General features: G+C 71.0%; 12 protein-coding genes and 1 pseudogene. 6 read left to right on the forward strand and 7 right to left on the reverse strand.

The features are described from left to right. The first annotated feature begins 59 nt into the window (after window positions 1-59). From tnpA to ABFX54_RS01845, 3 genes and pseudogenes are all read left to right on the forward strand, one after another. A pseudogene (tnpA, locus tag ABFX54_RS01835) lies at window positions 60-480 on the forward strand (IS200/IS605 family transposase). After that, a complete protein-coding gene (locus ABFX54_RS01840) occupies window positions 473-622 on the forward strand; it encodes a helix-turn-helix domain-containing protein (protein ID WP_346101091.1) in 150 nt (49 codons plus the stop codon). Before tnpA ends, ABFX54_RS01840 begins: the two are co-directional and overlap by 8 nt. A gap of 18 nt (window positions 623-640) precedes the next feature. Continuing rightward, window positions 641-1,657 carry an RNA-guided endonuclease InsQ/TnpB family protein gene (locus ABFX54_RS01845; RefSeq protein ID WP_346101092.1) on the forward strand — a complete coding sequence of 339 codons (1,017 nt, stop codon included), beginning with the start codon at window positions 641-643 and terminating at the stop codon, window positions 1,655-1,657. Window positions 1,658-1,919: 262 nt separating this feature from the next. Here the strand turns inward: ABFX54_RS01845 and rsgA are convergent, their stop codons facing one another. Next, window positions 1,920-3,017 (reverse strand): ribosome small subunit-dependent GTPase A, encoded by a 1,098-nt coding sequence (rsgA, locus tag ABFX54_RS01850; RefSeq protein WP_346101093.1) that lies wholly within the window; start codon window positions 3,015-3,017, stop codon window positions 1,920-1,922. A 296-nt stretch (window positions 3,018-3,313) separates the two neighbouring features. Here rsgA and ABFX54_RS01855 point away from each other — a divergent pair, with 296 nt between their 5' ends. From ABFX54_RS01855 to ABFX54_RS01865, 3 genes are all read left to right on the forward strand, one after another. Beyond that, window positions 3,314-3,862 carry a sigma-70 family RNA polymerase sigma factor gene (locus ABFX54_RS01855; protein WP_245955465.1) on the forward strand — a complete coding sequence of 183 codons (549 nt, stop codon included), beginning with the start codon at window positions 3,314-3,316 and terminating at the stop codon, window positions 3,860-3,862. Continuing rightward, window positions 3,859-4,602 (forward strand): anti-sigma factor family protein, encoded by a 744-nt coding sequence (locus ABFX54_RS01860; protein ID WP_346101094.1) that lies wholly within the window; start codon window positions 3,859-3,861, stop codon window positions 4,600-4,602. The genes ABFX54_RS01855 and ABFX54_RS01860 overlap by 4 nt, the downstream gene beginning before the upstream one ends. Before the next feature lie 161 nt (window positions 4,603-4,763). After that, entirely contained in the window at window positions 4,764-6,026 is a 1,263-nt protein-coding gene (locus ABFX54_RS01865; RefSeq protein WP_346101095.1) for a CHRD domain-containing protein, read from the forward strand. Window positions 6,027-6,261: 235 nt separating this feature from the next. Here the strand turns inward: ABFX54_RS01865 and ABFX54_RS01870 are convergent, their stop codons facing one another. Genes ABFX54_RS01870 through ABFX54_RS01895 form a run of 6 tightly spaced genes read right to left on the reverse strand, consistent with a single transcriptional unit; the run spans window position 6,262 to window position 12,837 of the window. Continuing rightward, window positions 6,262-7,239: an ABC transporter ATP-binding protein gene (locus ABFX54_RS01870; protein WP_346101096.1), complete on the reverse strand. Its 978-nt coding sequence runs from the start codon at window positions 7,237-7,239 to the stop codon at window positions 6,262-6,264. Further along, window positions 7,239-8,213, reverse strand: a complete 975-nt coding sequence (locus ABFX54_RS01875) for an ABC transporter ATP-binding protein (protein WP_346101097.1) — start codon at window positions 8,211-8,213, stop codon at window positions 7,239-7,241. Before ABFX54_RS01875 ends, ABFX54_RS01870 begins: the two co-directional genes overlap by 1 nt. 58 nt (window positions 8,214-8,271) lie before the next feature. Then, on the reverse strand, window positions 8,272-9,519 hold the full coding sequence (locus ABFX54_RS01880) for a threonine synthase (protein ID WP_346101098.1): 1,248 nt from the start codon (window positions 9,517-9,519) through the stop codon (window positions 8,272-8,274). Next, window positions 9,516-10,370 (reverse strand): ABC transporter permease, encoded by an 855-nt coding sequence (locus tag ABFX54_RS01885; protein WP_346101099.1) that lies wholly within the window; start codon window positions 10,368-10,370, stop codon window positions 9,516-9,518. The genes ABFX54_RS01880 and ABFX54_RS01885 overlap by 4 nt, the downstream gene beginning before the upstream one ends. Further along, entirely contained in the window at window positions 10,370-11,287 is a 918-nt protein-coding gene (locus ABFX54_RS01890; RefSeq protein WP_346101100.1) for an ABC transporter permease, read from the reverse strand. Before ABFX54_RS01890 ends, ABFX54_RS01885 begins: the two co-directional genes overlap by 1 nt. Next, complete coding sequence (locus tag ABFX54_RS01895) at window positions 11,284-12,837, reverse strand: ABC transporter substrate-binding protein (RefSeq protein WP_346101101.1); 1,554 nt, start codon at window positions 12,835-12,837, stop codon at window positions 11,284-11,286. Before ABFX54_RS01895 ends, ABFX54_RS01890 begins: the two co-directional genes overlap by 4 nt. Window positions 12,838-12,934: the final 97 nt, after the last annotated feature.

Here is a 12,934-nt window from a genome sequence, read left to right on the forward strand (position 1 = left end):
CAGGTCTGCGCATCAGAGATCTCCGTTCATCAAATGGATGGCGCTGCCATAGTGATCGTGTGACTCGCCAGGTACGCACTTCCCCGGGCGCGGCCTACGACCTCGAGTGCCACGTGCTGTGGTGCCGAAGTACCGCCGCCCGGTCCTTGGGGGCGGGTGAAGGACCGCCTTGAGGAGTTGATCCGTGCCAAGGCCGGCGAGCAAGGGTGGCAGATCGTAACGCTTGAGGTGATGCCGGACCACGTGCATCTGTTCGTCGAGACCCACCCGAAGAACTCGCCGTCGTACGTGGCCGGCCAGTTCAAGGGCTTCACCTCCCACCACCTGCGTGCCGAATTCCCCCGCCTGCGCTTCCAGCCGCCCACCCTGTGGTCACGGTCCTACTTCGTGGCCACGGCCGGCGCGGTGCCGGCCGAGACGATCCAGCGCTGCATCGACACGCAGGACGAGCGGCCGTCCAAGGGCGGTGGCCGTGCGTAGGTCGTACAAGTTCCTGCTGCGCCCCACCGCGCGTCAGGCGGCGGCGCCCGCGGCATGCCTCGAGGACCACCGGCAGCTCTGCAACGCCGCCCTGGAGGACCGGCACACCGCCTACGCCAAGGCGGGCGCGAGCGTCCGCTAGGGCGACCAGTCGGCCGAGTTGAAGCACATCCGCGCCGACGACCCAGACGGGCAGGGCCGCTGGTCGTTCTCCTCGCAGCAGGCCACCCTGCGACGGCTCGACAAGGCGTTCCGCGCGTTCTTCGACCGTGTCAAGGCGGGCCGCACGCCGGGCTGCCCCCGCTTCAAAGGGCGTGGCTGGTTCGACAGCGTCCAGTGGCCCAAGGACGGCGACGGCTGCCGGTGGGACTCCCAGCCTGAGCACCCCACCGCGACCTACGTCCGGTTGCAGGGCATCGGGCACGTCCGTGTCCACCAGCACCGCCCCGTACACGGAAGAGTGAAGACGATCAGCGTCAAGCGCGAGGGCCGCCGCTGGTACGTGCTCGTGTCGTGCCAGGGCGTACCCGCTCGGCCCCTGCCCGCGACGGGTGCGGTCACCGGTATCGACATGGGCGTGGCGTCGCTGGTCACCACCTCCGACGGCGAACACGTGGTCAACCCGCGCCACCTGGCGGCGACCGCTGACCGTCTCGCCGTCGTGCGGCGGGACCTGGCCCGCAAGCAACGCGGATCCAAGCGCCGCCGTAAGGCCGTCGCCCGGGTCGCCGCCCTGCACGCCAAGGCCCGCCGCCAGCGGATCGACGGGGCACACGAGACCGCGCTGGCGCTGATCCGCGACTACGGCATGATCGTGCACGAGGACCTGCGGATCACGAACATGACCCGCAGCGCGTCCGGCACGATCGACGCTCCCGGCCGGAACGTCGCGCAGAAGTCCGGCTTGAATCGAAGCATTCTGGACGCGGGCTGGGGGGTGTTCCTGACGATCCTCGCCCACAAGGTTGAAAGCGCCGGTCGAGAGCTGATCGCGGTGAACCCTGCCGGCACCTCCCGCACGTGCGCCCGCTGCGGGCACTGCGCGAAGGAGAACCACCTCACCCAAGCCTCGTTCGTCTGTACGGCGTGCGGGCATGCCGCACACGCCGACGTGAACGCTGCGGTCAACGTCTTGAGGGCAGGGCTTGCCCTTCGCCGGGCTGCGGAAGCGGCTTAGCGAGAAGCCGCTCCCTTCAGGGAGCGGAGGAGTCACGACCTGTGCTTACCCGCTGACAGCCGCTCCTCGCCTCCGCCCCGGCCAGCGATCGGCAATCCCTTTCACAGCATCGGAGAAGGCGCCGTGAAAGGGAAATACCGTACCAGCGCCGGACAGCGTCCTGTCGAGGTCGTGACAGAGCACCCTGCCAGAAGCGCCGTTTCCGGGCCGCCACGCCAGAGAGCGCTCTCTCGGCCCTTCAAGGCGCCGCCTCAGCGGGCCCTCACGGGCGGTTGCGGCCCGAGCGGCGCATCTCCTTGGTGATCAGCTTCCACTTGTTCTGCTGCTCCTTGCGCAGCCGCGCGTCGGTCCTCGAGGCCATCCAGGCGGCCTCCCTCTGGAGCTTGCGCCAGCTCTCCAGCCGCCGCTCCGGCAGCTCGCCGCTCTCCAGGGCGATCAGCACCGCGCAGCCGGGCTCGCCGCTGTGGCCGCAGTCGCCGAACCTGCACCGCTCGGCCAGCGCCTCGATGTCGGCGAAGACGAGGTCGACGCCCTGGCCGATGTCGTAGAGGCCCACCCGGCGGATGCCGGGCGTGTCGATGATCAGCCCGCCGCCGGGCAGCGGGATCAGCTCCCTGTGCACGGTGGTGTGCCGGCCGCGCCCGTCGGCCGCGCGTACGTGCTGGGTCTCCATGACGCCGTCGCCGGCCAGCGCGTTGACGAGGGTGGACTTGCCCGCGCCGGACGGGCCCAGGATGACGGCGGTGCGCGAGCCGCCGAGGTAGGAGGCGGCCAGCTCGACGCCGTCGCCGTGCAGCGAGGAGACGGCGTGCACGTCGACGCCGGGCGCGGCGACGCGGACGTCGTCGAGCAGGCCGTCGAGGCCGTCCTCGAACAGGTCGGACTTGGTGATGAGCACGACGGGCGTGCCGCCGGACTCCCAGGCCAGGGCGACCAGGCGCTCGATGCGGCCGAGGTCGGCGAAGTCGGTCGAGTGCATCGACGGCTCGGCCACGAAGACCACGTCGACGTTGGCCGCGAGCACCTGGCCCTGGCCGTCGCCCGACAGGCCCCCGACGGAGTCGCGGCTGACGCCGCCCCGGACGAAGGCGGTGCTCCTCGGCAGGACCTCGTCGAGCTCGTAGCGGCCCTCGGGGAGCCATCGGAGCGCGACCCAGTCGCCGACGCACGGCAGTGCGACCGGGTCGGCGGCGGAGGCGCGGCGCACGCGGGCGCCGTATTTGGCGTGATGCTGGCCGTCCGCGGCGATCACCTCGGCGGCGCCGCGGTCGATGCGGGCCACGCGGGCGGGGACGGTTTCGGCCGGCAGCTCGGCGGCGCGCAGGTCGCTCCAGCCGAGCAGGGAAAGGTCGTGAGACAACGCGATGAACCTTTGTTTCGAGAACGAAGAGGAAAAAGGGCTGCTCAGGCGAGCGCCCGGAGGTGGACTGACGGCACGCTGAAAACGGCGACCCGCATAGGTCCTCACCTCCTCGATCTCGAACTGTCGTCGCAGCGACTCTACGCAGACTGCCGCCACCGATGCAATCGCATTATCTTCCGCGATTCGTTGAACCGCCCCCTGGCCGCTGGCCGTACCACCTCCCGACGGACTGAGAAAGGGGAATGATGCGAATAAGCACGTATCCCCCGCCCTCGGCCGAGGAAGCCGCCCCGATGGGGAAGCCGCGCCTACGCCACTGGATCCGGCGCGTGCGCCCGGACGACGAGGTGGTCGTGTCCGCGCTCTACCGGGAATATCACAGGCCGCTGCTGGCATTCGTGATCCGGCTGACCGCGGGCGATCGGCAGTGGGCGGAAGACGTGGTGCAGGAGACCATGATCAGAGCGTGGCGCAGTGCGGAGCGGCTCGACCCGGATTCTGTCTCGCTGATGCCCTGGCTCGCCACGGTCGCCAGACGTATCGTGATCGATGACCGGCGACGCCGGGATGCCCGGCCGCGGGAGTCGGGCGACGGACCGCTGGAGAGCATGCCCGTGCCGGACGAGATGGAAGGACTGCTGCACCAGGTGGTCGTGTCCGAGGCGCTGAAGGCGTTGTCGCCGGCCCACCGCGAGATCCTCAACGAGACGATCCTGCGGGACCGGTCGGTCAACGACGCCGCCAAGGCGCTCGGCATCCCGGTGGGCACCGTGAAGTCCCGGGTTTACTACGCCGTACGCGCGTTGCGGATCGCACTTGAGGAGAGGGGGGTGACGGCGTGACTTCGAGAGTCGAGCACACGGATGTGGGGGCGTACGCGCTCGGATTGCTGGACGAGGACGACAGGCTGGCCTTCGAGGCCCACCTCCTCGGCTGCTCACAGTGCCGGTACGAACTGTCCGACCTGGCCGGCGTGGCCGACGTGCTGCACGGGATCGGACCCGTCCATGATCTCGGCCCCCCTACCGCTGAGCTCCCCTCCGGAGGGGAGGACGACGTGGTCGGCCTGCTGCGGCGCAAGAAGGAGGCCGACAGGCGGACGCGCAGGGGCACGTTCGTGATCGGGATGGCGGCCGCGGTCACGCTGGTGGCGGGCGGACTGACGATCGGCACGCAGCTCGACGCGGGAGAGGCGGCGCCGGTCGCGCAGGGTCACGGCGGCCACATGACCACCGACATGGGCCCGGCCGAGCAGTTCTACACCGAGGGCCGCCCCATCGAGGGCAAGGGCGTCGACGGGGTGACGGGCGGGCTGGTCGTGGAGTCCAAGGGGTGGGGCACGCACGCGGCGCTCAAGCTGTCCGGGGTGAAGGGGCCGCTGGAGTGCGAGCTGATCTCCGTCGGCAAGTCGGGTGAGCGCCGGGTGATGACCGGATGGTCCGTACCTCCAGCCGGGTACGGAGTGCCGGGATCGCCGACGCCGCTCTACATGCACGGCGGCAGTGCGACGCCGCTGAAGGACATCGACCACTTCGAGGTGGTCACCTCGGCAGGTAAGAAGTTGCTCACCGTCCAGGCCTGACCGGTTCGCGGGAAGCCCTTCCACCGCTGGTGGGAGGGCTTTTCTCGATTTTTCGGGCGAATTCGCGAAATATCCGCGCGACGGGGTGAACCCGCCCCGCTCCGGGCGCGTACTGCCTGCCGTACTGACCGGAACATCAGAGTCCTTGACGAGGTGCCGTAATGTCCGAGCGAAGAATCCTGGTCCCCGCGCTGCTGGCGGCGGGAGCGCTCCTCGCCGGGCCGGTGAGCCCGGCGCACGCCCCCGCCGACGACGTCTATCTCGCGGCCGGCCTGCGCGGCGCCGGCGAGGTGGGAGCCCCCGGCGACGCGGACGGCGCCTCGACGGTCGTGCTCAGGATCAGCGGGAACCAGGTCACGTTCGCGGCCCGGTGGAACGGGATCGGCGTGCCCACCGCGGGCCGCGTGCACGCGGGCGCCAAGGGCACGGAGGGCGACGTCCGGCTCGACTTACTTCCCGGGTCACTGCCCGGCTCCGCGCTGGGCGTGACCGGCACCGTCACCGCCGCCGCCGACGTGGTCAGCGCGCTCGTCGAGAACCCCGGCGGCTTCTACGCCAACCTGTACGACGCCGCCCACCCCAAGGGCGCGGTACGCGGCCAGTTCCACCGGCTCAGCAGGCCGGTCGACCTCAACGGCGTCCTGCACGGCGGCGACCAGGCCACGCTCTCCGCCCAGACCGGGGGTGAGTCGGGCGGGCGGGCCACCTGGTGGCTGCGTCCCGGAAGCTCCTCGATCGCCTACACCGTCACCTGGCCGGGCACCGGATCGGGCCTGGGCCGCGTCACGGCCGGGCACCTGCACAAAGGCACGCCGGGGCGGCACGGAGCCGTGGCTGCGGAGCTGTTCACCGTCCCCCGTGGGCTGCCCGCGAACGTGACCGGCGTCACCGGGGAGACGCCGGTCGCCCCGAAGGTGGCCAAGAGCGTCGCCGCGGGCCCCGGCGCGTACTACGCCGACCTGCGCACCGCCGAACTCGGCGACGGCGCGGCCCCGGGCCGGCTGTCGGGCGCGGCCTTCACCCATCCGCGCGGGTTCACCGCCGAGGTGCTGCGCGGCAGCCAGATCTACGCCTGCACGCAGCTTCCCGCGGGCGGCTACGGCTTCACCCAGCTCGGCGTGACGGCCCAGCTCCGGCGCGGCATCGACCACTCGTTCGTCACGCCCGCCTCCGGACCGCCGCAGTGGGTCGCCCCCGACGGCAGCGCGGTGCGCGGCGCGGTGTTCTCCAGGACGCCGAACGGTGCGCACATCCCCGAGCTCGTCCTCGACGCCACGCAGGCGGGCGCGGGCACCGGGCTGCTGGCCCAGGCCACGCAGATCCTGCGGCTGAACACCACGGGCGGCGTCGCCCCGGCCGGCGCGTGCGAGCCGGGCGCCGAGGTGAGCGTCCCGTACGGGGCCGACTACGTCTTCCTCGGCTGAGGCGAGACGAGACCAAGCCGCTAGGGAGAGCCGCTGGGAGAACAGAGCGAGGCCGTGGAGGGACGGTTCTGTCCCGTCCCCGAACGGCCGTTCCGGCCGATCCGGCCTGGTCAGCCGGTCGGCCGCCGCGACGGGGTACTCCGGCCACCCCGGTCGCGACCAGCGCCCCGCCGCACACAGGAGCCCGTGCGGCGGGGCGCTCCGCCGCGCCAGGCCGACGTCTCCGGACGCCGGGTCACACCAGGGCGGAGGCGTCCGAGACCGGGAAGAGGCAGGCGGCCGTGTGGCCGGGGTCCTCCTGGGCGGCCAGCGGCGGCCGGGTGTGCGCGCACTCGTCGCGGGCGGCCGGGCACCGCGTGCGGAAGCTGCACCCGGACGGCGGGTCGGCGGGCGACGGCGGGTCGCCCCTGAGCACGATGCGCCGCCGCGTCCGCTCCACCTTCGGGTCGGCGACGGGCGCCGCCGACAGCAGGCTGTGCGTGTACGGATGCCGCGGCGCGGTGAACAGCGTCTCGGTGTCGGCCAGCTCGACGATCCGGCCCAGGTTCATGACGGCGACGCGGGTGGCGATCTGCCGCATGATCGACAGGTCGTGGGAGACGAACAGGTACGTCAGCCCCCGCTCGGCCTGCAGCCGCTTCATCAGATTGATGATCTGCGCCTGGATGGAGACGTCGAGCGCGCTGACCGGCTCGTCACAGATGACCAGTTTCGGCTCCAGCGCGAGGGCTCTGGCGATGCCGATCCGCTGCCGCTGCCCGCCGGAGAACTCGTGCGGGAACCGGTCCTGGCTGCCCGCCTCCAGCCCGACGGCGTCGAGCAGTTCGGCCACGCGGTCGCGGGCGGCGGCCGAGCGGCGGCGCACCCGGCCGTGGGTGATCAGCGGCTCGGCGACGATGTCGCCCACGCGCATGCGGGGGTTCAGGCTGGCGTACGGGTCCTGGAGGACGACCTGCATGTCCTCGCGCACGGACAGCAGCTCCCGCTGCCGCAGCCCGAGCAGTTCCTTGCCGTCGAACCAGATCTCGCCCCTGCTGGCCTCGACCAGCCGCAGGATGAGCCGGGTCAGCGTGGTCTTGCCGCAGCCCGACTCACCGACCAGCCCGAGCGTCTCGCCGGGGCGCACGTCGAACGAGACGTCGTCCACGGCGACCACCTTCGAGCGGAACTCCTTGCGCACGCCGCGCAACGACAGCAGTGGCTGCTCGGCCATCAGAGACTCCCTTCCAGCAGGCAGGCGGCGCTGTGTCCCGGGGCGCGCTCGGTCAGCGGCGGGACCGTCGCGGAGCACTCGGGCATGGCCAGCGCGCACCGGGGGTGGAACGCGCAGCCGCCCGGCGGCGAGAACAGATTCGGTGGGCTACCGGGGATCGGGTCGAGCGCGGCGCCGCCGGGGACGTCGGAGCGGGGCATGGACCGCAGCAGCGCCCTCGTGTACGGCATCCTGGGCGCCGCGAACACCTCGTCCACGCCGGCCAGCTCGACCGGGCGTCCCCCGTACATGACGAGGACCCGGTCCGCGCAGCGGGCCACCACGCCGAGGTCGTGCGTGATGAGCACGATCGCCATCCCGAACCGCTCCTGCAGCCCGGCGAGCAGCTCCATGATCTGCGCCTGGACGGTCACGTCGAGCGCGGTCGTGGGCTCGTCGGCGATCAGCACCTTGGGCCGGCAGGCCAGCGCGATGGCGATCATCACGCGCTGCCGCATGCCGCCGGAGAACTGGTGCGGGTACTCCCCCGCCCGCTGCTCGGGATTGGGGATGCCGACCTCGCGCAGCGCCTGGACGGCCTGGGCGCGGGCCTGCGACCTGGACAGGCCCTGGTGCAGGCGGAGGGATTCGGCGATCTGCGCCCCGACCGTCTTGAGCGGGTTGAGGCTGGTCATCGGGTCCTGGAAGACCATGGCGATCTCGTTGCCGCGGATCGCGCGCATCTCCCGTTCCGGCAGTTTCAGCAGGTCGCGGCCGCCCGCCAGGATCTCGCCGCCGGTGTAGTGGCAGGGCGGGGTGGGGTGCAGGCGCAGGATCGACAGGGCGGTCGCGGTCTTGCCGCTGCCCGACTCGCCGACGACGGCCAGGGTCTCGCCCGCCTCGACCGACAGGGACACGCCGTTGACCGGTTTGACCGTGCCGGCGTCCAGGCGGAACTCGACGTGCAGGTCGTTGATCTCCAGCACGCTGCTCATCGGATCGCCTCCGGGCTCGGATGGGACGCACCGCTCGTCAGAGGCCCTCTGTCGCCGGTCATACGAGGCCCTCTCTGAAGATGCGCAGCAGCTCGGCCGGGTCGGCCTGGACGGTGCCGGCCGGCGGGCGGGCCGCCTGGGCGAGGGCTGAGGGCTGCTTGAGCGCGCCGCCCGTCACCACGCTGACCACCGTGTCGCTCTCCGACACCCAGCCCTGGGCGCGGGCGCGCAGCAGGGCGGCGGTGGAGGCGGCGGCGGACGGCTCGGCCAGGACGCCCTCCTCGCCGAGCAGCCGCATGGCCTCGAACAGGTCGTTGTCGTCCACAGCGACCACCCGGCCGCCGGATTCGTAGACGGCGCGCAGCACGCGCGAGCCGCCCTGGATGGGGGCGTCACCGGCGATGCTCTGGGCCACGGTCTTGTTGGCGTCGCCGTGGCGTCCCGCGACCGGCTTGCCCTCGGCGAAGGCGCGCACGAGCGGGGCCGAGGCGGCCGGCTGGACGCCGACCATCTTCGGCAGCCGGTCGATCAGGCCCAGCTCGCGCAGCTCGCGAAAGCCCTTCCAGGCGCCGTAGAGGCCGCCGCCGGTGCCGACGGGGTGCACCATGACGTCGGGCGCGCGCCAGCCGAGCGCTTCGCAGATCTCGTACGCGTACGTCTTCATCCCCTCGTGCCGCACCGGGTTGATGAAGTTGACGAAGCAGTAGAAACCCGCCTCAGACAGGGCGCTCACCCCGGCGAAGATCTCCAGGCTGGAGCGGTAACGCAGCCGCAGCACACGGGCGCCGCTGAGGCTGATGGCAGCGATCTTGGACTCGTTGGCCACGTCCTCGACCAGGACCGTGGCCTCGATGCCGGCTCTGGCCGCGTACGCGGCGAAGGAGGCGCCGGCGTTGCCCGAGCTGTAGGTGAACGCCTGCTTGACGTCCAGCGCCCGGGCGAAGCCGACGGCGACGGAGAAGCCGCGGTCCTTGAAGCTGCCCGTGGGCATGAGGGTGTCGTTCTTGATCAGCAGGTTGGGCAGGCCCACGTGACGTCCGAGCCTCCTGGTGGGCATCAGCGGGGTGTCGCCCTCGCCCAGGTAGAGGGGCTCGGCGCCGCGCGGCAGCGGGAGCAGGTCGGACCACCGCCACAGGCCGAGGTCACGGCGGGCGGCGGCCCGGTCCGTGATCCGGCGGGGGTCGGCGGGGCCGAGGTCGTAGCCGATCTCCAGCAGGCCCCCGCACGCCTCGCAGAGGAGGGCGGGCTTGTCCAGCGAGAAGGTGGCGTGGCAGTCGTCGCACTTGTAGTGGGTGGCGAGGTTCATCGGTGGTATGCCTTCGGGTCGGCGACGTCGCGGAGCAGGTCGCCGGTGACGTTGATCGCTAGTGTGGTCATCATGATGGCAGCGCCGCTGAAGACCGCGATCCACCACGCCCCGCGCAGATAGAGCTGGCCGTCGGCGAGCATGCTGCCCCATGTCGGGACGCTGGGCGGCACGCCGAGCCCCAGATAGCTGAGTGACGCCTCCGCGACGATCATCGCGGCCACCTGGAGCGTGCCGATGGTGGCCAGGGGGGCGACGATGTTCGGCAGCAGGTGGCGCACCATGATCTGCGGGCCGGTGTCGCCGATCGCCCTGGCCGCGGTGACGAACTCGCGCTCCCTGAGCGAGAGCACCTCGGCGCGAACCACGCGGGCGTACGACACCCAGCCGGTCAGGCCGAGCACGAGGATCAGGAAGAGCAGGCTCGGGCCGAGCACCGCGATGATGGCCAGGGCCAGCAGGATCGAGGGGAAGGCGAGCTGCACGTCCGCCAGGCGCATGAAGACCTGCTCGCGCCAGCCCCGGTAGTAGCCGCTGACGACTCCGACGGCCGCGCCGACCACGCCCGACAGCAGCGTGGCGGCCAGGCCGACGAGGAGGGAGACGCGGGTGCCGTACATGACCCGGCTGAGCACGTCGCGGCCGAGCTTGTCGGTGCCGAGCAGGTAGCCGGGCTCGCTGCCGTCCATCCACAACGGCGGGCGCAGCTTCAGCTGCAGGTTCTGCAGGTTGGGGTCGTGCGGCGCGATCAGCGGTGCGAAGATCCCGACGAGGACGACGAGCGCGATGATTCCCACGGCGACCTTGGCGGCGTGGTTGCGGCGCAGGGCGCGCAGGGTTGCGGTGAGCATCAGGACAGCCTCACGCGGGGGTCGAGCAGGGCGTAGGACAGGTCCACGATGAGGTTCACGATGACGAACACGGCCGCCAGGAACAGCACCGTGGCCTGCATGAGCGGATAGTCGCGGTAGGTGATCGCCTCGACGGTCAGCCGGCCGATGCCCGGCCAGGAGAAGACCTGCTCGGTGAGGATGGCCCCGCCCAGCAGGCTGCCGACCTCCAGGCCGACCACGGTGACGACCGGCAGCGAGGCGTTGCGCAGGCCGTGCGCGGTGACCGCCTTGACGCCGGACAGGCCCTTGGCCCTGGCGGTGCGGATGTAGTCCTCGCCGAGCACGTCGATCAGCGACGAGCGCAGCAGCCTGGCGATCATCGCGGCCGAGTAGAGGCCGAGCGTGATCGCGGGCAGCACCAGGTGGGCCGGCGAGCCGGTGCCCGAGGCGGGCAGCCACTGCAGGTTCACCGCGAAGATCAGGATGAGCAGGATGCCGACCCAGAACGCCGGGGTGGACTGGCCGACCAGGACCGAGGCCATGACCGAGGTGTCGGTCGCGCTGCCCCTCCTGACCGCGGCCACGATCCCGGCCGGGATCGAGACGATCAGGGTGAACGCCATCGCGGCCACGGCCAGGTCGATCGTGAGCGGCAGGCGCTCCATGATGACCTCGAACGCGGGGCGGTGGAAGAACACCGACTGGCCGAAGTCCAGGCCGAGCAGTCCCGTCATGTACGACACGTACTGGTCGAGCAGCGGCCGGTCGAAGCCGAGGCTCGCCCGCAGCGCGCGCTCCTGCTCGACGGTGGCCTCGGGCGGCAGCATCTGCTGCACCGGGTCGCCGGCCAGCCTGACGATGAAGAACGCCACCGTGGCCACGCAGAACAGCACGAGCAGGGTGTGGCCGACCCTCTTGCCGATGAAACCGATCATGAGGTGGCGAGTTTGGCGGTCGCCATGGCGAGGGTGCCGTTGGCGTTCGTCTTCCACTGGACCCGGTCGCTGACGGCGTACAGGATGCTCGCCTGATACAGGTAGAGGAACGGCGACTCCTCGATCATCAGCTTCTGCAGCGCGGTGAACGCCTCCTGCCGGGTGTCCGGGTCCACCGACTGCTCTTCGGTGTCGATGAGCTTGTCGGCCTGCGGGTTGTTCCAGCGGCTCTGGCGGCGGTCGTGGCGGACGAACGACTGCAGGTTGCTGGAGGCGTCCATGGTCCAGCCGGAGTTGCCGACGAAATACATCTCGCCCAGCGCCTTACGGTTGTCCGAAACCAGGCGGCCCTTGAACGTGGCCGGGTCGAGCAGCGACACCTCCGCCTTGACGCCGACCGCGGCGAGCTGGCCGGAGATGGCCTGCGCGATGTCCTTGTCGGCGGTGGAGGACGACAGCTTGAGGCTGAAGCCGCCGGAGTGTCCCGCCTCGGCGAGCAGGCTCTTGGCCTTGGCCACGTCGTGCTGGAACGGCTGCACGGAGGCGTCGAAGCCGAACGCCTGCTTCGGGATGAGCGTCGGGGTGCGCTCGGCGGCGCCGTTGAGCACCGACGCGATCAGGGTGTCCACGTCGAGGGCGTGGTTGAGCGCCTGGCGCACCCGCTTGTCCTTCAGCGGGCCCTCTTCGGTGTCGAGCGAGACGAAGAAGGTGCGCACGCCCGGCGAGGTGACGACCTTGAACCCGGGCGCGTCGCCGAGCTGCTGCGCGGCGTCCGGAGTCAGGCCGGTCACGATGTCCAGCTCGCCGGACTGCAGCGCGGCCAGCGACGACGACGGGTCCGGCATGACCTTGAAGGTGAGCTGCTCGACGGAGGGCTTGCCGTTCCAGTACTTCGGGTTCGCCTTGAGCGTGATCTGGCTGTCGCGCTGCCACTGCTCGAACGTGAACGGCCCGGTGCCGACCGGATGCTCGGCGAAGACCTTGTCGCCCTTCTCCTTGATGTACTTCGGCGGCACGATCACCCCGCCGAACAGCGACAGCTTGGCCGGCAGGATCGGGTCGGGCTCCTTGGTGACCAGGTCCACGGTGTGGGTGTCGATCACCTTGGCGCCGGTGACCAGGCGCAGCTCCACGATCGGGGACTGCGTGGCGGGGTCGATGAGGCGCTCGATGCTGTAGGCCACGGCGGCGGCGTCGCACGGCTCGCCGTTGTGGAAGGTCACGTTCTTACGCAGGTGGAAGCGCCAGGTCTTGTCGTCCTTCGACTCCCACCGCTCGGCCAGTCCTCCGACCAGCTGGTCGCCGGTGTCCCTGACGGTGAGCGTGTCGAAGACGTTGATCAGCACGTTCATGGAGGGCAGGTCGCCCTGCTTGTGCGGGTCGAGGGTGGTGGCGTCCGAGGCCAGCGAGACCCGCAGCGCGGACGCGGCGGCGCCCTGGCCGCCGGTCGATGGCTTGGTGCTGGCGCAGGCTCCCAGGGAGAGCGCCGCCGCGGCGAGGCCGCCGAGCTTGAACAGATCCCGGCGGGTCGGCAATTCGCGGACGGACATGAATCCCGCCTCCCTTTCTTACGTTTCACATGGTGAAATCTCGTATCACGTGGTTGAATATGGCTCGTTTCGGTTATGTCCGTCAAGCCTTTTGGGT

Source organism: Nonomuraea maheshkhaliensis (genome assembly GCF_039529435.1).
Classification (GTDB): domain Bacteria; phylum Actinomycetota; class Actinomycetes; order Streptosporangiales; family Streptosporangiaceae; genus Nonomuraea; species Nonomuraea maheshkhaliensis.

Excerpts from the sequence above, each read along its gene's own strand:
- ABFX54_RS01865 (WP_346101095.1), top strand. The coding sequence starts at position 4,764 with ATGTCCGAGCGAAGAATCCTGGTCCCCGCGCTGCTGGCGGCGGGAGCG.
- ABFX54_RS01880 (WP_346101098.1), bottom strand. The coding sequence starts at position 9,519 with ATGAACCTCGCCACCCACTACAAGTGCGACGACTGCCACGCCACCTTC.
- ABFX54_RS01890 (WP_346101100.1), bottom strand. The coding sequence starts at position 11,287 with ATGATCGGTTTCATCGGCAAGAGGGTCGGCCACACCCTGCTCGTGCTG.
- ABFX54_RS01875 (WP_346101097.1), bottom strand. The coding sequence starts at position 8,213 with ATGAGCAGCGTGCTGGAGATCAACGACCTGCACGTCGAGTTCCGCCTG.
- ABFX54_RS01885 (WP_346101099.1), bottom strand. The coding sequence starts at position 10,370 with ATGCTCACCGCAACCCTGCGCGCCCTGCGCCGCAACCACGCCGCCAAG.
- ABFX54_RS01855 (WP_245955465.1), top strand. The coding sequence starts at position 3,314 with ATGGGGAAGCCGCGCCTACGCCACTGGATCCGGCGCGTGCGCCCGGAC.
- ABFX54_RS01895 (WP_346101101.1), bottom strand. The coding sequence starts at position 12,837 with ATGTCCGTCCGCGAATTGCCGACCCGCCGGGATCTGTTCAAGCTCGGC.
- ABFX54_RS01870 (WP_346101096.1), bottom strand. The coding sequence starts at position 7,239 with ATGGCCGAGCAGCCACTGCTGTCGTTGCGCGGCGTGCGCAAGGAGTTC.